Source organism: Rufibacter sp. XAAS-G3-1 (assembly GCF_013623775.1).
Lineage (GTDB): Bacteria > Bacteroidota > Bacteroidia > Cytophagales > Hymenobacteraceae > Nibribacter.
The window spans coordinates 22,030-43,260 of sequence record NZ_JABFAM010000009.1 but is presented as its reverse complement, the minus strand read 5'-3'; the positions used below and the strand labels follow the sequence as shown (position 1 = coordinate 43,260).

Here is a 21,231-nt window from a genome sequence, read left to right as displayed (position 1 = left end):
TTAACATACTCTATGGCCCTCCTGGAAGGATCTTGGTCGCGAACGGCTATAAGTGCTCCATCAAAGCTATTCTAGTTCACCCACAAGACCCTTCCAGGAGAGCCATAGAGTATAACTAAATTATGTCTTTGTACTTACACCTATAAATCGCCATATTAAGTACTTTTACCAAAAAGTAAATCACTCGCTATGCCAGCCCAAAAAGGAATTGCACTGATCGCCCATGATGGAAAAAAAGCAGAAATGGTAGGTTTTGTAAAAGACCATGCCTCGCTTTTTCAAAACACCAAACTGGTAGCTACCGGAACCACCGGACAATATGTTGAACAGACAGGCCTGAAAGTAAAGAAGCTGCTCTCTGGGCCAAAAGGAGGTGATGCCCAAATTGCCAGCCTTGTTGCCGAAGGGAAGCTACACGCCGTGATTTTCTTTAGAGATCCATTGGGCAAGCACCCGCATGAACCAGACGTGCAAATGCTGATGCGCCTGTGTGACCTCCACAATGTTCCGCTCGCCACCAATCCGTCAACCGCTAGGCTAATGGTAAAGGGGTTGGAAGTAGAGATGACCAACTCAAAAAATCCTAAATAGCTTTGTCTTTGAGTTTTAATAAACTAAAAATCCATGAATCAAGTACAGTACAAAGAGGTACTAATTGATGAAGAGAGATGAAGAAATACGTTGGGTATCCATTTGGAGCAATACTTATCCTTTTTTTGAACGCCTGTAGCCCCATAAGAATCGTAAACACCCAAGCAGCGCCAGATTTCAGCCTTGCCGATTACCAGACCTTCGGTTTTGCGGAGGACAATGCCGCTGCAGACACGTCACAGATCAGAATACCGCCTGAGCACATCGCCTCATTGCAGAGAGAAGTCACCAAACAGCTTCAGCAAAGGGGGGTAACCTACTCAGCCTCTAACCCCGACTTATTGGTGAACCTGGGCATTGTAGTCATGGAAAAAGCCCAAACGCGCCAGACAGATTTCAGAACCGATGCTCCTTACTACACCGGCCAGAGAAGATATACTTGGCGAAGTAGGGAAGTAGAAGTAGGAAGATACCAAGAAGGCACCCTTTCGGTTCACTTGGTGAACCGGGCGCAGAACAACTTAGTCTGGAGTTCTGAGGCAGAGGCGGTAGTGCCCAACAAAAGTGCAAAAGTACAGGAAAGAATAGCAGAGGGGGTTGAGAAACTATTCAGTTCTTTGCCAACTACCAATAACTAACCCACAGGGGAACAGAATTCTTCCCTGGAAATCCCTCTTAAACCAAAGAGCCTCTTACTAACATAAGAGGCTCTTTGGTTTGTATAGAGAGTGTTTTTAACCCGAATTTCAGAAATAAGGCTTAAAACGACTTTGCAAATTGGTTAGGACGGGCTTAAGCTTTCAATGAACTCATCCAGCATGTCTTTGCTATAACCAATTCGTCTGGCGTATTCCAAGCACAGGTTGTACTCTGCTTTATCAAGTCTGCCGTCTTGCAAGACCATCATGACCAGCGTTTGCAGCTCCATGGTTTTCTGGAGTCCTTCTTCAGGAATAATAAAGGAAAGCACAGACAGGTTGTCCGCAATGGGAGAGGTGTCTTCCTCCGTCAGGTTCAATTTCCGCCCAATCTCCACCAGGAAATCGCTTTCCTGCTGATCTAAATAATTGTCTGCAATAGCTACTAAAATCAGGTTCTGGAAGAAAGCCAGTTTTTTCTGCTTTGTATTCAGTAGTTCATCAAAGGAGGTCTGTGTTGCCATAGGTTACTTGAATTAGTAAGGTCACTTCATGACTACCGATAAAACGAAGGTAAAGTTGTCCCGATGGGCTATAGAATGGGTGAATGATACGGGATGCGCCTTAAATCTCCTGTGAAGAGACATGCTCTGACTAGACCCGGTTTAGAGTTTACTCATTTTTTAACTGGACGCGTACGTCTGCCTGGGTCTTCGTTTTCAGGCTAATTTCAGTAAAACAGCCTGAAAACGAAGACTCGGGTTGGCGTGCTCTGTGAGCTGAAAAAGGACGTTTTGAGCTTGTTTTGCGGAAAACGGGCCTAAAACGCGGTAACCTGTGAGGTCTCCAAGACCTCACAGGTTTAAAACCAACTAGCGCGAGACTCCAGTCTGGTGACAAACGATGAAGCGAGTCTCCAGACTCGGCGGGAACCACCGATTACCAAAACCTGACGCTTACTGTGGCCAAACGCTTCTATCTGTCCCAATTCGGGTATTCAGACGTGATCGTCGAAGGCGGCTATATCTTCGGGCAGGTTCCGTTCCCGTTGTTGTCCATTCACCGGGCCAACCAGAGTTACTCGTACCAGATACAAGCGTACAACCTCATGAATTTCCTGGAGTTTGTAAGTGACCAGTACGCCAGTATCAACATTGACCATTGTTTCAACGGGTTCACCTTTAACAAACTGCCTTTGATCAAGCATACCAAACTGCGCGAGTATGCGACGGTGAAAGTGCTGTACGGCAAGGTTCGGGACGAGAATGCTCCTCAATTAAATCGTGAGCTGTTGGCTTTCCCCGCGTATGCGACGGGCCTGCCCACCACGCATTCCCTGGACAGAAAACCGTACGTGGAAGCCAGCGTGGGAATGGGGAACCTCTTCAAGTTCTTCCGGGTAGACGTGGTGAAACGCCTGACTTACCTGGAGAACCCCGGAGTGTCTGAGCTAGGCATTAGAGGGAGGTTTAAGTTTGACTTTTAAGCGCGTAAAACAGGAGAAATACACGTCTAATAGCACCAACGGTTTAGGCCCCTAGAGTTTGTTTCCTTTAGAATGAAATGGAGGGCGTTCTAACATACGCTTACTGATTTTAAATGATAGATGTAGCCAACCAGCCTAACAAACCAAATAACAAACCGCCACAGAGGGTGGGGGCCAGATTATGGGCTAACACATCTTTGTGGTTTTGTAGGTTGGCAACCGAGGCGGCGGCAATTATGTTAAATAAACAAACTGCATTTCCTAGGGAAGCTCCGGTAAGCTGAAATGATAGGATAAGGGTTGTAGGAATTTGAAGTGACAACCCCGTGGCCAACTGAGATGGGCCAAAGACAACATTAGAAATAGTAGTACTGCCAGTTATGAAAGTTCCAATAATTCCTATAAATGGAGAAAAAACAGGATAGATGCTTCCCATTTTGGCCAGCATGCCCGAAATACAATTTACCATGGACGGCTGGCTAACACCCGAATTTATCATTAGCTGAGCAACGGCTATGGAAGGGAAAAGAACCAAAAACACCGCTAAGGTTTTGGCAGTGGTTTGCTTTAGATACCAAGATTTACTTCTGGTAAAGAATACGACAGCCAAACCAACCAAAAGAAAGGGAATCAGAGGCGATTGCATCGGTTTCAAAGAAGCATCAATATCTGAATTAAACATATTATTAAATGTTATGTCCCAACCAATCCAGCGGTGCAATGGATTAAATAACTTAGGCAGCAGCAACAAAACAGCCAGCAGGGCATAAGGTAACCAGCAGCGCAAATTCAATCTTTTTCTATAGCCTTTCAAATAGATAACTGATAGTCCCAACATGACCAGGGCGGCCAGTACGGTAGCCATTTCGGGTATCAGCCAAGCCAAGAAACAAAATGGAACGGCAAAAAAAGAGAACAACAGGTAAACTTGTTTTTTATGCTGGAGCGGTATCTTGTAATGATCAAACTGCCGGAAAACAAAAAAGAATAAGCCATACATTGCCAATACCGAAGCTACTGCCGAAAATAGCGCAATTGTTTTTACTGCGCTGTCTGAAAGGTGAAGCGGTAATTGCAAGCCGGTCAGCAAGGGGGTTCCTATCGCGCCAAACATAGAAAATACTCCATCAAACAATAATACCACCGACACCGATAAGACTGCGTTAAACCCCATGGCCATAAGGAGCAACGGCACAATGGCCCCCGGCGTACCAAAACCGGCTACTCCCTCAAAAAAAGCAGTAAGCCCAATGGCCAGCAGAAAAAATTTAATTTCTTTAGAAGGGTGGAGGTTATCCAGTGAATGGGTGATCTGGTTTATCAAGCCGGTTTTCTCCATGATAGTATACAGGAAGGTCGCTCCAAAGACTATCATTAGAATATTTAGGGTAGTAACCAACGAAACAGCCAACGTACCTAAATAATGGTAAACGGACGCCCCCCAATAAAAAAATAAGATTGTAGTTACCAGCAGTCCTGCCAAAACAGCTTCTTTTACCCCGCGTATTAACGAAACAATTATCAAAACGGCTATTGGCAGAACCGCTAGTACGTAGACCATATATCTAAAAATAATTTTAGAGGCAGAAATTATTTTTCATTTTTTAGCCTAAAACATATAAGGCATTCCCATTAATGCGCCTTAAGATGAAATATAGAGTATGATGAAAATACTAAATAGGCATTATTTCAAATTGTTCCCTTTTAATAACTCTTGATAAGGTTTTTCTGGTAAAGCGAGCAAAGGCAGCATAGTATAATAAATCAACTGCTTACTAGTACTGCTATGAAACAATTTTTCAGAGAAGCTCCGCTCCTTAATAGAAACAGCCAGCAGATCCATGCTATTATCCTCAATAAACTTATTAAGTCCCGCCACCACATCCTCCTCTTTAATTTGAGAAATGCTATAGCTATTTCCGGAAAAGCGGGTAGTGATATCCCTAATGATTTGCTCATCAACTACAATGTCAAGTTCATTGTCAGTATGAATATTTATGATAGATACCTCAGAACCAAATGGTTTGGCAAGGCTAAATAACTGTTGCAGGAAAATGGTTTCCTCGCTTTCAAAATCACAAGCGTAGGCTATTCTTTTGATACCAGAATAGTTGGCGCTTGATGGAATAGCAAGAACCGGGCAGACAGCTATTTTAATGAATTCAAAGGTATTTGTGCCAATAAGTTTATCAAATAAATTTGTAGCGCCTTTTGTACCCATTACAACCAAATCTACCTTTTTGTCTTGTACTACTTGGTTCAGGCCTGCTTGGAAAGGGCCGTTTTCATATTGGCAGATAGTTTCTATTGTACATGTAACCTTACGTTCCAATTGCAACCTGCTTGAAATTTTCTGTAACTCTAAGTTAAAGTCTATTTCTGTTTCTTCACTGAGGCAAACAATATTTCCGCTTCGTACCGGGAGCACAATTAAGCGCACGATATGCACAATAATTAATTTCCCATTAACCTCGCTTGCTAAGGCAGCGGCGTAGTCAAGCGCGTGGGTGGCGTTCTTAGAAAAATCGGTGGGTACAAGAAACGTTTTCATAGGGATGGCTTTGGCGTAAACATTGCAATTAGGCATCAAATCTGTTCAGGAGAAAAAACAGCTTTTATACCTTGATTTCTACAGGAAGGAGCAGGACAGATCAAGTTATCTATTTCGTTGTCCTGGAAGGATCTGGTGGGCGAGCTGGACAAGCGGTATAAAACATCTCTGTCATGAAAATAATAGGCACTTGCTTGTTGTGTGAATTGACATAAACAATACTTAACATAATATAAATTATAAGACTATTCTATAGGTGACTATACTACGTTCTTATAGCTTATTATATGTTAAGTAGGTTTCATGGTAAGTAGCTTTCATGAATATAGCCACTTTTTCCAAATCAGGCGCAAAGTCGGTGACCAACCCGGCATTGAACGTGTTGTCTTTGGCGCGCAGGCCGTGGTAGCTCAGGCGCAGGTACTCATCTGCCAAAGCGTTGAGGTTGATTTCCCAACTCAGGAGTGTACGCAAGCACGCGTGTTTTGAGGGTCTTTTCCGGAAAACAGCCTTAAACAGAAGTTCCGGTTGCTTCTTTATTTCGCTTAGATAACCCCACGGGTAGCGGAGATTCCGTATTTTTGGCGTTTTGTAGATTCTCAGGACGCACCTACTAGCACACATCCATGAAATTTGACACCGCCTCTCTTACGCACCTCTCCATCCACCACGTGGGCAACAAAGGTCTGGAGCAGAAATTAACCTTGTCAGAAAACCCTTTCGACTTTGGGGATAGCCTCACAGAGAAGCTGGAAAAGTTCTTCCTGGGGAAGTTTGCCCAGGCCCATGAGCGGTTCAGATTCAGCCATCCGTCATCGCTGCAGTTCAATGAGGTGTACAGCTACGCCGAGAACATCTTCGCCGACAAAGAGGCTTTTCATGAGAATTCCCGGAACATAGCGCGCCATCTGTTTGAAAACACCACGCACCCTAAAATCAAGCCCGGCGAGCTGTACATCTGCCATTTCATCAACTGCGAGATGGAAGAGCGCGTGGTAGAAGCCGTGGGTATCTTTAAAACCGAGGTAAAGAACGGCTATTTTGACGTGAGCCGTAAGAACCGTGATTTCTCCATAGCCTATCTGGAGGGCATTGACAGCAACAAATTTGACAAAGGCTGCCTCATCTTCAACACCAAGCCTGAAGAGGGTTTCATGGTGGCCATTATGGACAACCAGAACCGCGGCGAGGAAGCCCAATACTGGCGCGAGAATTTTCTGGGGCTCACCCAGCTCAGCAATGAGTTTCACCAGACCAACCACCTGCTCAACCTTACCAAAGAATTCATCTCTGAGCGCATGGCAGAGGAATTTGAGGTAGAGAAAACCGACCAGATTGTGTTACTGAACCGCTCTGTTGAGTACTTCAACAAGCACGAGACGTATGACAAGGAAGAGTTTGAGGCAGAGGTGTTCGGGCAGCAGCCAGAATTGATTGAATCTTTCCGGAACTATGACACCGAGTACCGGCAGAACTATGACATTGAACTGGAAGACAGTTTTGACATCTCGCCGCAGGCCGTGAAAAAACAGGCGCGGGTTTTTAAGAGCGTCCTGAAGTTAGACAAGAACTTTCACGTATACATCCACGGAAACAAAGACATGATTGAGAAAGGCGTAGACGAAGACGGACGTAAATACTACAAACTCTATTTTGAAGACGAGGAATAAGCCTGTTTTACGCCTGTTTTCGTAAAAGAAGGCCTTAAACGCAGATCGCTCTAGGTACGGCTGGTGCCTTATGGCGGGTGCTTATTTTGAATCATATGCTTTACGCTACTGTCTTCCTTTCAGGAGGACAGTAGCGTAAAAGACAATTCTGCCTCGGTACTTGGCTTTGCTTCTATTAAACATAATTACAGAATGGGGCTTCAGATGAAGTGCCTTTCTTTTTCATTTCAGCTTTACCCCCATTAAAATGAATCTGTATATTTACTCAGAACTTGCCCCCCCAAAGCAACACTATTTAGAGGCAAAACTTCCGGCCAACGTCACAGCGTATTTCCATAGCAACGCCACCGAAGAGGAAAGCAAAACCGCCTTTGCCCAGGCAGAGGTCATTTTCGGCAACCCTCCCTCCCACTGGTTTTCTTCTATTCACCCTCCTTTGAAATTCTGGCAGTTAGATTCGGCGGGCTTTGATCAATACAAGCAGCTTGAGGTAAAAGCCATGGTTTCCAACATGGGGGATTTCTTCGCCGATGCCTGTGCCGAAACCATGGTGGGTGGCATTCTGGCCTTTTACCGCGGCATTCCTACCTTGTTGAAACTACAGCAGGAGAAAAGCTGGCAAGCGAAAAAGGTGCGTTTCACCCTGGAGCTACTGGGCCAGAAATCAGCGATTGTCCTAGGGGCCGGTACCATTGGCAAAGCGGTCAAAAGAATGCTGGAAGCCTTTGGGACGCGGGTAAAAATGACGGCCCGCCAGAACCCGGCCGCCGAGATTCATTCCCGAGAGGCGCTTTTCCAGCACTTGCCCCAGACAGACATCATCATCAATACCCTTCCAGGCAACCTGGATAAATATGTCTCGGAGGATTTCCTGCTGAAAATGAAAAAAGGCAGCGTTTACGCCAACGTAGGCCGCGGCAACACCACAGATGAAAAAGCCTTGATAGCGGCTTTACAGTCTGGGCATTTGGCCGGAGCCGTGCTGGACGTCACCCAGCAGGAACCATTGCCCCAGGAAAGTCCGCTTTGGCGCATGGACAATGTCATTCTTACCCAGCATACGGGCGGTGGTCAGGCGCAGGAAACGGAAGGGAAAATTGATCGCTTTCTGTCAAATCTCCACCTTTTTCTGGCAGGGCAAGCGGTGGTGGATCAAGTAGATCTTTCGCAGGGGTATTGAAGTTTCTTCTCATAATACCCTTGGTTCCTTTCGGCGCTTTAGCCTCTGCCTGGAATTGGCTTCTATTGAGTAGATTGGGTGGGTGCAAGCCTTAAGCTGTTCCCTTGGCTTTTCGTTTTTGCGTGGGTATTGGTGGGTGCATGCAGTTTGCTGTTCCCTTGGCTTGATCGCTTTTTGCGTGGGTGCAGGTGCTGTATTGTTTCATCTTGGCGGTATGCGCTCACGGCCGCGGGGCCACGTCTTCCCCTCGCGCACTGCCCTTTCGGCCCGGCAGGTCTGTTCCTCTTAGTAGCTGTCTATCCAGGGCCAGAAGCGAGGCGCGCTCGGGGAAGACTGGAACTGGGAAAGGAGCAAAACCCTTTTTCTATGGCGCGGATTTACTTCCGTGACTTAAGATTACCGAATGGCAAGTCACGGAAGTAAATCCGCGCCATAGAAGGGGCCGTAACGGTTATTGGATGCATTGCCTGTTATTGGACAGCAAAGGCATATTTCCCTCTCCTTGGCTAATCTTGTAGGGAAAAATGAGCGGCTAATGATGTTCTGAGAATTCCAAAGAACAGACCGCTCTTTCGGAGTTCCACTTTGGAAGCAAGCTGCCGGGGAGTTCCAGTCCCCTTCTTTTGCAACACCTGCCCGTGGTTCGCGGCGGAGTAGAACTCCCGAACAGCTAGAAGTATTTCCCTCCTCGGAGTGGCAGGGGTAGGTTCTGGTGCTTCAATCTCTCCTTCTATGGCCCACCAATCATGTAACAGTGGTACTGAAATGCAAAAAGGCTGGATACCTTTCGGTGTCCAGCCTTTTTGCATTTCAGCTTATGAAACGTTTAGGCAGTCATTTCAATATGGAAGTTCTGGGAAGAAGACATCATTTCCTGTTCGTCATCATTGGATTGGTTGATGAACGTGCTTGCCAAAGACAAGGCCAGAGCAATCACCAAGGCCGGCCAGAACCCTTTGATCTCGAACCCGCGCACGAGTTTGTCGGCTATTTTGATGACAATCGCAGATACTATCAACTTCACCAGGAACTCCAGTAAGAAGAACGTGACCAGGTTAAGGAGGAAGGTAAGTATCCATCCAATTAATACGTTGAGAATACCCACCAAAATGGCTACCCAAAGGGCCGTCCAAAAGCTTCTGATGGTCACTTGCGGCATAATATACGCCAACAGCAGGAGTATCCCCGCACTTACAAGAAGATCAATAATGAGACTCATTTTTTCATAGTTTTAGTAGAACATCTTCCCCAGCCTCTCTGGAGTATGCTTCATATACTATACTTTGTCAAGTTTTGTTAAATTGCCTTGTTAAATGAGTTAGTCAGATGCTCTTGCAGGGCACTCCACTCCTCGGGCACGCCCTCGGGAAACTTCTGATTTACTTCCAGTTCCACGCCCGCATACTGTGCTTTGGGGAAACTTCTGCGCAGCTGGGTGAGAAAACCGTCTGAGGTTCCTTTGGTTGGGTAATTGTACCTTATCTTGATGGCAGGTTGCACCAACTGCAATTGCTGACGCCAGCGGGCGGCGAAAAACTGTTCCCGTTCCCGCTTGGGGTCATACAGCAAACCTAGATCTGCCTTGCGTACTTTCCCGTTCAACTCTGGCGCGAAACTGTGAACAGACAAGTGCAGCACCTGAAAGCCTTGCCCCACCCACTCTGTCACCTGTTTCAGTATCTTTTCACGGTACGGGTAATAATGTTCTAATAACACCTGCTCTGCCTGGGCAGTAGATAATGGTTGCATGAACTCAGAAAATAACTTAGGGTGCAGTAAGGATCTATTCAATTCCACCACCAACCTACTGGTGGTACTCACGAGAGAGAAATCTGCTATTTGAGAAAACCGGTTGAACAAGTCCAAGGCGCCAATGTCATACCCCCGGTGGGAGGAAAGTATTCGCCGGGCTTGCTTGAAGGCAGTGGCATATTCCGGTGGAATCTTATTTCCGCCATGTTCACAGGTAACTAACACCTTCAAGCGTTCGTCTTTCACGGCACAAACAGGTTACACTCAGACAAACAGGTTGTCAGTTTTCTGTATACGTCTTTTAGTTAGGAGAAGGAAAGCCGCTGCCTTAAATATTTTAAACTGGTTTGAAGATTTCAGTGGCCGTAAAACATTGGCTTTCTGAGGGCAGCAGCTTAGATTTAGACGGAGGCATGCGCCTCAACCTTGCCTTTCCTGAATTGGATTGATCCCGTATGGATACCCCCTACTTCTATGCACCAAATTGGATTTTATACCTTGAGGAGCCGGACGTTTGCACTACGCAGCCTGTTACAAGGCTATCACGTTCGTACATGGAAGCCTCCGCTTCCCTTACAAACTTGTTCACGTTCAGAGCCGTTTAGACGTTGGATTCGTAAGCGAAAACGGCAAGCGTAAGGTTCTGCCGAAGCTTGTGTCTGAGCCTCATAGCAGCGCTCCGAAGGCGATGAAAGCGCAGACGCAGGTTCTCTCTGGCTGTTTGCCGCACGAAAGACAAAGTTGAAACAGGCTCGCCTGGTAAAATCACTCAACTACCGTTGCGTGGTAAGCAAGATGGTCGTCATTTACAGTTCCTGGTGTTTGGTTTCATTACCCGTATTTCTACTAGCATTTTAAATTTACAGAATAAGTATTAGTAGCTATTCTGGTACTATGCTCCTGAAATGTTGCAAATTACCACTACATAACTATTTCAAGTTTTGTCTTTGAGTTCTTCTTTCCTACTTTTAAATTATTGGGAAGAGCGGTGTCACTTGCAGGCTATTCCCATTAGCGTAAAAATAGTGTTCGTGCATTTATTCTCAACCAGAAAGATTTGAAAAAGGATACCCCCTACCGTACCGTTATCATTGATGATGATGAGTTGAGCCGAATGATTCTGGAGCGTCACATCCACATCACGCCCAGCCTGGAATTGGTGCAAGCCTTCGGCTCCAGCGTTGAGGGACTGGCCTGGCTGCTGAGAAATGATGGCGTAGATATTCTTTTCCTGGACGTGGAAATGCCAGAGATGACCGGTATGGAATTGCTGAAGACCCTGCCCCAGAAACCGCAGACCGTGCTCATAACCTCCCATAAAGATTTTGCCTTACAGGCGTTTGAGCTTCAGGTAACCGATTACCTTTTAAAGCCCGTTGACTTTACCCGCTTTACGCAAGCCGTGCTCAACGTCACCAAAAAGCTGGAAACCCAAACCACTCCCGCACCTGCCGCCACTATTGTTCCAGATGAACTGTTCGTGAAAGTGGACAACAAGATCATTAAGTTGGATCTACAGAACGTATCTTTCATAGAGGCCCGCGGCGATTATGTGGTCATCAACACAGATACCAAAAAGCACATCGTGTACACCACCATGAGCGCCATTGATCAGAAACTGCCGCAAGACTTGTTTCTACGCGTTCACCGGTCTTTCATCATCAACCTAAAGAAAATAGAATTAATTGAAAACGATTCCATTCTGATGCAGGATAAATACATTCCCATTGGAGGCTCTTACCAATCAAAATTCTACAGCCGCATCAACAAGCTTTAATTTAAACAAGCTCTTATAACAAACGGCCGTTTTCAGGCTCTTTTCCGAAAAAGAGCCTGAAAACGGCCGGTGCATTTTGGGCAAGCATGGTAGACGTTACTTCCCTCAATAGAGGGAATGGAACTACTCCCTGGGCTTATGCCTACTCTCCAGCACCTGCACAACTTCCGCCAGAGAAAGCCCAGATGCCTCCAGGAGCACCAGTAAGTGGAAAATCAAGTCAGCCGCCTCACCTTTCATGGTATCGGTTTTGCCGGCTACGGCGTCAATGACCACCTCCACCGCTTCTTCCCCCACTTTCTGGGCCATTTTATTCAGGCCTTTGTCGAAGAGGAAATTGGTGTAAGAGCCTTCCATGGGGTTTTGCCGACGGTCTTTGATGGTCTGCTCCAGCTGCGCGATGAATTGCAGGGCTTGTTCTGTGGGCGTGAAGTTCTGGAAACTACTTAGGTGATACGAAGCGCTGTCGCCTTCGGTGTCAAAGCAGGTTTCGGTGTTGCGGTGACAGGCCGGGCCGGTGGGGTTCACCAAGAATAAAAGCGTGTCTTGGTCGCAATCCAGTTCTGTTTTTACCACCTTCAAGGTATTGCCCGAGGTTTCGCCTTTTGTCCAGAGCCGGTTTTTAGAGCGCGAGAAAAAGGTAACCAAGCCCGTTTGCTGGGTCTGCTCAAACGCCTCCTGGTTCATGTACCCCAGCATCAAAACCTTTCCGGTAATGGCATTCTGGATGATGGCGGGCACCAGCCCCTCTCCTTTGTTGAAATCTATGGTCATGTCTATTATTCTGAGACACAAGATGTAAGATGTAAGACATAAGATAACCTAATTTATCTAAAAAGTCTTGCGCCTTTCATCTTGTGTCTTGTGTCTCACTTACGGATGTCTATCTTATTTTCGGCTAAGAACCGTTTCAATTCTGGAATGGCCACTTCCTGAAAGTGGAAGATACTGGCCGCCAACGCCGCATCTGCCCCGGCCTCGAAGACATCCAGAAAATGCTGCTGGTTGCCCGCGCCGCCCGATGCAATTACCGGCACAATCACCTGGCGGGAAATGTCACCAGTAATATCCAGCGCGAAGCCGCCCTTGGTACCGTCGTTGCTCATGGACGTGAGCAGGATTTCGCCCGCGCCGCGCTCTACCACTTCTTTGGCCCAATCCATCGCCCCCAATCCGGTATCTACCGTACCCGCTTTGCTGAACACTTTCCAGCCCCCCGGCGTGTGCTTAGTATCAATGGCCACCGTCACGCACTGGCTCCCGAACCGGCTCGCCAATTCCGTAATCAGCTCGGGCCGGTGAATGGCCGAGGAATTCACCGAAACCTTATCGGCCCCGTTCTGCAACAACACCTCCACGTCTTCCACGGCACTGATGCCGCCGCCCACGGTGAACGGAATGTCAATGTAACGGGCTATCTCGCGCACCAGTTCGCGCAGGGTTTTGCGTTTCTCATTGGTAGCGGTGATGTCCAGAAACACCAATTCATCGGCTCCCTGTTTGGCGTACAAGGCCGCCAGTTCCACCGGGTCGCCCGCATCCCGTATATCCTCAAACCGCACGCCCTTCACGGTACGGCCGTTCTTGATATCCAGGCAAGGTATAATTCGTTTTGTGAGCATATAATGTACCTCACCCTAAATCCCTCTCCCGCGGAGAGGGACTTTTCAGGCTTTTCTAATTAGTTCTTTTATGCGTTTTTGGGCTGTTTTCACAAAAGTAGCTCAAAAACTCCTTTTACTTGTTTCCTGCTGTGGCGCGGATTTACTTCCGAGACTTCCTTAAGCACGTTTTAAGCTTATTTCCTAAAAGCAACCTAAAAACGCGTTCTTCTTGTTTCAACCTTCCCCTCCCAAGTCACGAGTCTCCAGACTCGTGACTTGGGAGGGGTGGAGTCTTCAGACTCCTGGTTTCTTCTGATTCGGTTCGTGGTTCCCGGCGAGTCTGGAGACTCGCTTCATCATTAGTCACGAGACTTCAGTCTCGCGCCAGTGACCGCTATTAGAATTCAATAAGCAATCTTCACATTCCCAAATCTTCACATTTCCAAATCCACCAATCTTCACATCTACATCACCTCCCTGGCCAGTTCTTCCAGCGAGATGGTGCCTTCATAGATGGCTTTGCCGATGATGGCTCCGTGGAGGCCCGCTTCGCGGAGTTGGCGGACTTCGGCAATAGTGGTGACCCCGCCGCTGGCGATGAACTGCAACGTGGGAAACTGCGCCAACAAACGTTGGTACACTTCAATGGAAGAACCTTGCAGTTTGCCGTCTTTGCTGACATCGGTGCAGATGAACGTTTTGCCGCCCTTTTCTGAAAAAGAGGCCAGAAACGACTCCAGCGTTACTTCGCTCTGCTCCGCCCAGGCATTAATGGCAATACGGTTGTCCTTGAAATCGGCGCCTACAATGATGCGGTCGGCGCCGTACTCCTGCAGCCAGGCTTCTACGGTTTGGGGTTCGCGTACCGCGATGCTGCCGGCGGTGATTTGCTGCGCCCCGGCGTCAAACGCCTGCCGAACGGCGTCGGAACTTTGCAGGCCTCCGCCGTAGTCAATGTAAAGGTTGGTCTGGCGGGCGATGCGCTCCAGCACCGGCAGGTTCACAGGCTGTTTGGCGCGGGCACCGTCTAAATCCACCAGGTGCAATCGGCGCAGCCCCAGGCCTTCAAACTGTTTGGCAACTTCAACGGGGTCTGAGTGGTACGTGGTCTGCTGCGCGAAATCGCCCTCGGTGAGGCGCACGCATTGGCCGCCGATAAGGTCAATAGCCGGAATAATGTCCATATGGCTTACAGGTTTAAGAAGTTCTGGAGAATGTGCGCTCCCGCGGGGCCGCTTTTCTCGGTATGAAACTGTACCGCGTAGAAGTTTTTGTACTGCAAAGCGGCACTGAACGGTTCTGGGTAAGAGCTTTGGGCAATGGTGTGTTCGGTCACGGGCGCATAAAAGCTGTGCACGAAGTAAGCGAACTCATCCTCCTTGATACCAGCGAATAAATTACTTTTTAGGTGGTGCAGATTGTTCCAGCCCATGTGGGGCACTTTGATGGCGGCCTCAAACTTCTTTACCTTGACCGGAATAATGCCCAGCATCTGGGTATCGCCTTCCTCTGAGTGCTCGCACAGCAATTGCATGCCCAGGCATACGCCCAGAAAAGGCTGCGTAAGCGTAGGCAACAGCTGGTCTAGGTTGTTGACTTTCAACGCGCGCATGGCCGAGGATGCTTCGCCCACGCCGGGGAAAATCACCTTATCGGCAGACTCTATTTCTTCGGCATTTGCCGTCACGGTGGCCTGAGCGCCCAATCGTTCTAAGGCAAATAAGACGCTCTGCACGTTTCCGGCTTTATAATCTACGATGACGATTTTCATTACAGAATGCCTTTGGTACTGGGAATTTCCATCTTGTTCACGTCGCGCACCAACGCCATTTTGATGGCTTTGGCGACGGCCTTGAAAATAGCCTCGATTTTGTGGTGCTCGTTCTCGCCCTCAGCCTTTATGTTGAGGTTTGACTTAGACGTGTCTGAGAATGATTTGAAGAAGTGCATGAACATCTCGGTAGGCATGTCGCCAATTTTCTCGCGGCTGAACTTCGCGTCCCAGACCAACCAAGGTCTTCCGGAAAAGTCGATGGCGGCGTGTACCAACGCATCATCCATGGGTAACAGGAAGCCGTACCGGCTGATACCCCGCTTGTCACCGATGGCTTGCGCGAAGGCTTCACCCAAGGCTAAAGCGGTGTCTTCAATGGTATGGTGCTCGTCAATGTGCAGGTCGCCTTTCACCTGAATGCGCATGTCTACGCCGGAGTGGCGAGCCAATTGATCCAGCATGTGGTCAAAGAATCCTAAGCCGGTCTGCATGTCTGACTTGCCTTCGCCGTCCAGGTTTATCTCTACCCTGATTTGGGTTTCGTTCGTGTTCCGCTGAATGGTGGCTTTGCGGGCGGGCAAGCGCAGAAAGTGGTAAATCTCGTCCCAATCGGTATGGGTGAAGGTGGCGGCTTCGTGGGCTTCCTTCTGTAGCAAGATGCTCTTCGCGCCCAGGTTTTTGGCCAGTTGCACATCGGTAAGGCGGTCGCCAATCACGTAGGAATTGGCCAGGTCGTACTCACCGGTGAGGTACTGGCCCAACATGCCCAGACGCGGTTTACGGTTGGGGCTGTTCTGGTGCTCAAAGCTGCCGTCAATAAACACTTCGGCAAACTGGATGCCCTCTCCTTCCAGAATCTCCATCATCTTGTCCTGGTAGGGCCAGAACGTGTCTTCAGGGTAAGAACTGGTGCCTAAGCCGTCCTGGTTGGTGACCATCACAAACTCATAATCCAGCTCCGTAAAGATTCGGTAAAGGTTCCGGATGACCTTTGGGTAGAACGAGAACTTCTCAAAGCTGTCTACCTGATAATCGGTAGGTGGTTCCAGCAGAATGGTGCCGTCACGGTCTATGAATAAAACTTTTTTCATTTGTTTGTAGCATGTATCGCGCAGCCAGTAGCACGACAGTAGGTTAGTTTCTCTTTGGTTAAATATCCGCTTGCGGATTGATATTCCTATTTTCAGGCAGATTTTCAAAATTCAGCCCTAAAAAGCACTTAGGCCAAGTTTTCGTGTGCGGCATATGCCTGCAAAGACTCCAATAAATGGTCATTCTCTGTCGGTGTCCCGATGGTGATGCGCAGGCAATTGGCACAGCCGGGTTGGGTAGAACGGTTGCGAACCACTACGCCCCGCTCCAACAGATAGCCATACAGTTCATTGGCGTTGGGCACCTGCACCAGCACAAAGTTAGCATCTGACGGATACACTTTCTCAAGGAGCGGAAGGGTGGCAAAAGCCTCCACTAACCGGGTGCGCTCAGCGATGATAACTTGCAGCATGTCGGTGAGCTGGGCGGTTTTATCTAAGGCGGCACTTACCAGTTCCTGCGTGACGGCGTTGATGTTGTACGGAGGTTTAATCTTGTTTAGGAAGCTGATGATTTCTGGGGAGGCGAATGCCATGCCCAGCCGCAAACCGGCCATTCCCCAGGCTTTGGAAAGCGTCTGCAACACCACCAGATTTGGGAATTCCTCTAAGCGGGTGCTCCAGCTGGGCGTATCGGTAAAGTCAATGTACGCTTCATCCACCACCACCAATCCGTTGAAAGATGTAATCAGCTTTTCTACCGTGGCGGGTTCCAGAATGTTGCCGGTGGGGTTGTTGGGCGAGCACAGGAATAAGATTTTGGTTCGGTCTGTCTGTTTTTCGGCTATTTTCTCGAAAACAGGCTGGAAACGCTCATCTAACGGTACGCGCTGGAGGCCTATGTTGTGGATGTTGGCGCTTACCTCATACATGCCGTAGGTGGGCGGTAACAGCAACACCTCGTCGCGGCCCGGTTCGCAGACCAGGCGCACCAGTAGGTCAATGGCTTCATCAGAGCCGTTGCCAATGAAGATTTGCTCAGGCTTAACCCCTTTGAGAACCGCCAGCTTTTCTTTGATGGTTTTCTGATACGGGTCTGGGTAACGGTTATAGTTCTCCCCCCCGGCCAGACTGCCCAGGTTATTTTCGTTCGCGTCCAGGTACACGCTGGCCTCGCCCTCAAACTCATCACGCGCCGAGGAATACGGCTTCAGTGACTTCAGGTGCGGACGAATGAAATTATCTATTGAAAACATTTTTTCAGATTTGAAGATTTGGAGATGAGGAGATTTGAAGATGGTTCCTCCTCCAATTCTTTATTTGTTTTTTCAAATTTTGACTTCTATCCCAAAATAGCTGACTTCTCCTCCCTTTTGTCCTCCTGAAAGGATCTTGTGGGCGTACTAGAAAATCTGTAATTCAAACGTTACTGCCGTATGCCACCAAGATCTTTCCAGGATGACAAAGTATTTGATTATTATTCATGATGGGAAGACCTGTTTCCAAATCTTCACATCTTCAAATTCTCAAATTTTAGCAAGCCTAACCGTCACGGCATTCTTGTGCGCGTGTAATCCTTCGGCTTCCGCCATGATTTCTACGGCCGCGCCGATGCGTTCCAGGCCTTCGCGGGTGAGCTGTTGGAACGTGATTTTCTTCACGAAGCTGTCCAGCGAAACACCGCTGTAATTGCGGGCGTAGCCGTTGGTGGGCAAGGTGTGGTTGGTGCCTGAGGCATAGTCGCCTACCGATTCTGGGCTGAAGTGGCCCATGAACACGGAACCCGCCTGGGTTACCTGTTCGGCTAAGGCTTCAGGGGCCGCTACGGAGAGAATCAAGTGCTCTGGCGCGTACAGGTTTGAGAAGGCCAATGCCTCGTCCAGCGTGTCTAGCACCACGCCAATGCTGTTGTTCAGGGCCTGTTCTGCCACCGTTTGGCGGGGCAGTTGAGTTACTTGTTCGGCCACGGCCGCCTGCACGTTTTGGAGCTGTTTTTCAGAATTCGTGACGAAAACAACCTGGGAATCCGGGCCGTGTTCGGCTTGGGAAAGTAAATCGGCGGCAATAAAACCGGCCTCGGCAGAATCATCGGCAATGACCAATACTTCAGACGGCCCGGCGGGCATGTCAATGGCTACTCCCAATTGGGTGACCATTTGTTTGGCCGCTGTCACGTACTGGTTTCCCGGCCCGAAGATTTTATCAACGGCAGGCACCGTTTCCGTGCCGAAGGCTAAGGCAGCAATGGCCTGTGCGCCCCCGGCCTTCAAGATGCGTTTGATGCCCAGACGGTGAGCCGTGTACAGAATGGTGGCGTTAATAGAACCATCGGCACTGGGCGGAGTAGCCAGTACAATTTCCTGGCAACCGGCAATCTGGGCCGGAATTCCCAGCATGAGCAAGGTAGAGAACAGCGGCGCTGACCCTCCCGGAATGTATAAGCCCACTTTCTGGATTCCCACCGATTTCCGCCAGCAAATGACGCCAGCCATGGTTTCTACCTGTTGTACCGGTTCGCGTTGCGCTTCATGGAAACGCTTTATATTGCTGTAAGCTACTTCAATAGCATCCTTTAACTCATCAGCTACTTGCGGCAGGGCGGCCGTCACTTCTTCCTCGGTCACCCACACGTTTTGCAGCGTTGCTTTGTCAAATTTTGCCGCTAACTCTAGCAAGGCCGCGTCTCCTTTCTGCTGCACCAGGTCAAAGGTCTGCTGCACGCCTGCCCGTAGTTGATCCAGTTTCTGAACGGGACGTTGGGTGAGGGCCGCCCATTCGGTGGGGGAAGGATATAGATACGTTTTCATCTTACCCAATCATCTTTTCAATAGGAACCACCAGAATACCTTCGGCCCCGGCTTCTTTCAGTTTCTGGATGATGTCCCAGAAATCGTCTTCGTTCACCACCGAGTGCAACGAGCTCCACCCTTCTTCGGCCAACGGTATGATGGTAGGAGACTTAATGCCCGGGAGCAGGTTCTTGATTTCGGGGATGGCCGAGTTGGGCGCGTTCAGCACTACGTACTTAGACTTTTGGGCTTTCTGCACGGCCTCCATTCTAAACAGCAGCTGCTGAAGCAGGCGGCTTTTCTCCTGGTTTAGGCTTTGGTTTGCGATTAGAACCGCCTCAGATTTGAAGACGGTCTCAACTTCTCTAAGTCCGTTGCTGATGAGCGTGGAACCGGATGAAACAATGTCACACACCGCATCGGCTAAGCCAATGCTGGGCGCAATCTCCACCGAACCGCTGATGGTATGGATATCGGCTTCTACTCCTTTGGAAGTCAGGAATTCCTGCAACAGGTTGGGGTAAGACGTAGCAATGCTTTTGCCGGACAGCGTGGTGACATCCTTATACTCGTCGCCTTTGGAGACCGCCAAAGACAAGCGGCATTTACTGAAGCCCAGATTTTTTACGGTTAAGTCTTGCAGGCCTTCCTCCACCAGCACGTTCTGGCCCACAATCCCGATATCGGCCACGCCATCGGCTACGTAGCCGGGAATGTCATCGTCGCGCAGGAAAAGAATCTCCAGGGGAAAATTGGTGGCTTCCGTCTTGAGTTTGGAAGTGGTACTGATAAAGGAAATGCCGCACTCGCGGATAAGTTTCAAAGAGTCCTCAGAAAGGCGCCCGGATTTCTGAATGGCTAACCGGATCATAGTTTTTGTGGTGCTTTAGATAGCATGAATGAAAACAAAGATAGTTCCTGCTCGCGTATTCTCTTAGAAAAGCGGCAGGTTAAATGGAGCCCAGCCCCAGAATGGACGATATGGTGTAGTTATTCCTCCTAAGAGGAATGATGGAAATGAGCACAATGCACCCCGTGCGCCGCGGTTGCGGTGGCAGAAAGGGAAATATTTTTGTAGGTGCTGCTCATAATGTAGGCCAAAGGTAGTACGTTCTCTTTTATATCAAACAGGAAACAGGGGCTTTTTGATTTGTTTTCTTCAATTTTAAGGGTAAAATTTGTATTTTACAACAGAAACAACGAATAAGACAATTTAGGTGGCATGGTATTTTCTATGTCTAGCATTAACATAACAGATTTTCTTCTCTAAGTCCTTCAGAGCTTGTTTGATTAATAAGGTATGCATAAAGTAGTTTTTTCTTTTCTCCTGGTACTCCTCTCCTTCTCTGGTTTTACGCAGAGCCTCCTAAAACTCCCCCAAGCCAGCCCCCGGGCCATTCTGACCTATACGGTGGGCGTCACCGACATCACCCTCAACTACGGGGCCCCGGGCGTTAAGAACAGAGCCGTTTACGGAAAACTGGTTCCTTACGGACAGGTTTGGAGAGCCGGGGCAAACGAAGCCACTACCATTTCCTTCAGCACTGATGTCCGGATTTCACAGGAGAACATTCCAGCCGGTACTTATACCTTATATGTGCTGCCCGTTGATTCTACCAACTGGACTTTTATCCTGAGCAAGCAAAAAGGCCTTTGGGGCACCGATGGCTATGATCCCAAGCAAGATCAAATCAGATTGCCTTTCAGTCCTCAGCCTTCCTCTTTCCATGAGACGTTGCAATACACTATACAGGATATTACCGCCAACGGCGGAAGACTGACCTTGAACTGGGCAAATAAACAGTTGGTGGTGCCCATTAGGGTAGAGTCGCATAAGCAGACCATGAACCTGATCAAAGAATCTTTGCAGAAGTCTACCCCCACTGACTGGATGGTGTATGCGCAGGCGGTGAACTACCTCATTCTGCAGAACTCAGACCATGAGCAAGCCCTCCAGTGGGTGAATCAATCCATCACCATTGAAGAGAACTTCTACAATACCTGGCTGAAGGCAAAACTATTGGCCCAGAAAAATGAATACGCCGAGGCCCTGGAGTTAAACAAGAAAGCGCAAAAGTTGGGCAAGAAGACCATGGAATCCTACCAGACGTACGCCCAGGAAATTGAAGACGCCGCCGTGCTCTGGAAAGAGAAACGCTTTACCGTTAATTAGCTAGTTTTCGTAAAACAGGTTAAAAACAGCGAGGCCGCCCTACCCGGAGCGGCCTCGCTGTTTTTCGTATCGGCCTACAAGTTTAATTAAGTAATTGGACAGAAATAACTATACCTTCTTCTCTCCTTGTCATCCTGGAAGGATCTTGGTGGCGAACGGCAACGGCGTTTATTAAGAGCTATTCTAGTTCGCCCACAAGACCCTTGCAGGAAAAC

General features: G+C 48.4%; 21 protein-coding genes. 7 read left to right on the top strand and 14 right to left on the bottom strand.

The genetic code is table 11. From position 1 onward, the window contains the following. Nucleotides 1-189 precede the first annotated feature (189 nt). Together HHO50_RS11755 and HHO50_RS11750 are read left to right on the top strand one after the other, a co-directional pair. Complete coding sequence (locus HHO50_RS11755) at nt 190-591, top strand: methylglyoxal synthase (protein ID WP_181306253.1); 402 nt, start codon at nt 190-192, stop codon at nt 589-591. 77 nt (nt 592-668) lie between these two features. Beyond that, nucleotides 669-1,229, top strand: coding sequence for a DUF4136 domain-containing protein (locus tag HHO50_RS11750; protein WP_181306252.1), 561 nt, complete (start codon nt 669-671; stop codon nt 1,227-1,229). Nucleotides 1,230-1,372: 143 nt separating this feature from the next. On the opposite strand, the gene HHO50_RS11745 is transcribed toward HHO50_RS11750, so the two are convergent. After that, nucleotides 1,373-1,753 (bottom strand): hypothetical protein, encoded by a 381-nt coding sequence (locus tag HHO50_RS11745; RefSeq protein ID WP_181306251.1) that lies wholly within the window; start codon nt 1,751-1,753, stop codon nt 1,373-1,375. A gap of 437 nt (nt 1,754-2,190) precedes the next feature. Here HHO50_RS11745 and HHO50_RS11740 point away from each other — a divergent pair, with 437 nt between their 5' ends. Then, entirely contained in the window at nt 2,191-2,715 is a 525-nt protein-coding gene (locus HHO50_RS11740) for a hypothetical protein (RefSeq protein WP_181306250.1), read from the top strand. 109 nt (nt 2,716-2,824) lie between these two features. On the opposite strand, the gene HHO50_RS11735 is transcribed toward HHO50_RS11740, so the two are convergent. The 3 genes from HHO50_RS11735 to HHO50_RS11725 form a co-directional block, all read right to left on the bottom strand. Continuing rightward, on the bottom strand, nt 2,825-4,276 hold the full coding sequence (locus tag HHO50_RS11735) for an L-lactate permease (RefSeq protein ID WP_181306249.1): 1,452 nt from the start codon (nt 4,274-4,276) through the stop codon (nt 2,825-2,827). 123 nt (nt 4,277-4,399) lie between these two features. Continuing rightward, nucleotides 4,400-5,266: a universal stress protein gene (locus tag HHO50_RS11730; RefSeq protein WP_181306248.1), complete on the bottom strand. Its 867-nt coding sequence runs from the start codon at nt 5,264-5,266 to the stop codon at nt 4,400-4,402. 273 nt (nt 5,267-5,539) lie between these two features. After that, nucleotides 5,540-5,740 carry a hypothetical protein gene (locus HHO50_RS11725; RefSeq protein ID WP_181306454.1) on the bottom strand — a complete coding sequence of 67 codons (201 nt, stop codon included), beginning with the start codon at nt 5,738-5,740 and terminating at the stop codon, nt 5,540-5,542. A gap of 152 nt (nt 5,741-5,892) precedes the next feature. Between HHO50_RS11725 and HHO50_RS11720 the strand changes: the two genes are divergently transcribed. Next, nucleotides 5,893-6,936, top strand: coding sequence for a nucleoid-associated protein (locus tag HHO50_RS11720; protein WP_181306247.1), 1,044 nt, complete (start codon nt 5,893-5,895; stop codon nt 6,934-6,936). Between the two features lie 247 nt (nt 6,937-7,183). Further along, the gene (locus tag HHO50_RS11715; protein ID WP_181306246.1) at nt 7,184-8,116 is read left to right on the top strand and encodes a D-2-hydroxyacid dehydrogenase; all 933 of its coding nucleotides are present in this window, start codon (nt 7,184-7,186) and stop codon (nt 8,114-8,116) included. A gap of 826 nt (nt 8,117-8,942) precedes the next feature. On the opposite strand, the gene HHO50_RS11710 is transcribed toward HHO50_RS11715, so the two are convergent. Both HHO50_RS11710 and HHO50_RS11705 read right to left on the bottom strand, forming a co-directional pair. Continuing rightward, nucleotides 8,943-9,335, bottom strand: coding sequence for a phage holin family protein (locus tag HHO50_RS11710; protein WP_181306245.1), 393 nt, complete (start codon nt 9,333-9,335; stop codon nt 8,943-8,945). Between the two features lie 77 nt (nt 9,336-9,412). Further along, nucleotides 9,413-10,114, bottom strand: a complete 702-nt coding sequence (locus HHO50_RS11705) for an N-formylglutamate amidohydrolase (RefSeq protein WP_181306244.1) — start codon at nt 10,112-10,114, stop codon at nt 9,413-9,415. Nucleotides 10,115-10,925: 811 nt separating this feature from the next. Here HHO50_RS11705 and HHO50_RS11700 point away from each other — a divergent pair. Continuing rightward, a complete protein-coding gene (locus tag HHO50_RS11700) occupies nt 10,926-11,645 on the top strand; it encodes a LytTR family DNA-binding domain-containing protein (protein WP_181306243.1) in 720 nt (239 codons plus the stop codon). Between the two features lie 123 nt (nt 11,646-11,768). Here the strand turns inward: HHO50_RS11700 and hisIE are convergent, their stop codons facing one another. From hisIE to hisG, 8 genes are all read right to left on the bottom strand, one after another. Further along, nucleotides 11,769-12,419 carry a bifunctional phosphoribosyl-AMP cyclohydrolase/phosphoribosyl-ATP diphosphatase HisIE gene (gene hisIE / locus HHO50_RS11695; protein ID WP_181306242.1) on the bottom strand — a complete coding sequence of 217 codons (651 nt, stop codon included), beginning with the start codon at nt 12,417-12,419 and terminating at the stop codon, nt 11,769-11,771. A gap of 95 nt (nt 12,420-12,514) precedes the next feature. Continuing rightward, nucleotides 12,515-13,267 (bottom strand): imidazole glycerol phosphate synthase subunit HisF, encoded by a 753-nt coding sequence (hisF, locus tag HHO50_RS11690; RefSeq protein WP_181306241.1) that lies wholly within the window; start codon nt 13,265-13,267, stop codon nt 12,515-12,517. A 446-nt stretch (nt 13,268-13,713) separates the two neighbouring features. Beyond that, on the bottom strand, nt 13,714-14,433 hold the full coding sequence (gene hisA / locus HHO50_RS11685; protein ID WP_181306240.1) for a 1-(5-phosphoribosyl)-5-[(5-phosphoribosylamino)methylideneamino]imidazole-4-carboxamide isomerase: 720 nt from the start codon (nt 14,431-14,433) through the stop codon (nt 13,714-13,716). Between the two features lie 5 nt (nt 14,434-14,438). Then, entirely contained in the window at nt 14,439-15,020 is a 582-nt protein-coding gene (gene hisH / locus HHO50_RS11680) for an imidazole glycerol phosphate synthase subunit HisH (RefSeq protein WP_181306239.1), read from the bottom strand. Further along, nucleotides 15,020-16,114, bottom strand: coding sequence for a bifunctional histidinol-phosphatase/imidazoleglycerol-phosphate dehydratase HisB (gene hisB / locus HHO50_RS11675; RefSeq protein ID WP_181306238.1), 1,095 nt, complete (start codon nt 16,112-16,114; stop codon nt 15,020-15,022). The genes hisH and hisB overlap by 1 nt, the downstream gene beginning before the upstream one ends. Before the next feature lie 128 nt (nt 16,115-16,242). After that, nucleotides 16,243-17,310 carry a histidinol-phosphate transaminase gene (gene hisC / locus HHO50_RS11670; RefSeq protein WP_181306237.1) on the bottom strand — a complete coding sequence of 356 codons (1,068 nt, stop codon included), beginning with the start codon at nt 17,308-17,310 and terminating at the stop codon, nt 16,243-16,245. Between the two features lie 270 nt (nt 17,311-17,580). Continuing rightward, nucleotides 17,581-18,861 (bottom strand): histidinol dehydrogenase, encoded by a 1,281-nt coding sequence (hisD, locus tag HHO50_RS11665; protein ID WP_181306236.1) that lies wholly within the window; start codon nt 18,859-18,861, stop codon nt 17,581-17,583. A 1-nt stretch (nt 18,862) separates the two neighbouring features. Beyond that, nucleotides 18,863-19,714, bottom strand: coding sequence for an ATP phosphoribosyltransferase (gene hisG / locus HHO50_RS11660; protein WP_181306235.1), 852 nt, complete (start codon nt 19,712-19,714; stop codon nt 18,863-18,865). A gap of 429 nt (nt 19,715-20,143) precedes the next feature. Here hisG and HHO50_RS11655 point away from each other — a divergent pair, with 429 nt between their 5' ends. Then, entirely contained in the window at nt 20,144-21,016 is an 873-nt protein-coding gene (locus tag HHO50_RS11655; RefSeq protein WP_181306234.1) for a DUF2911 domain-containing protein, read from the top strand. The last annotated feature ends 215 nt before the right edge of the window (nt 21,017-21,231 follow it).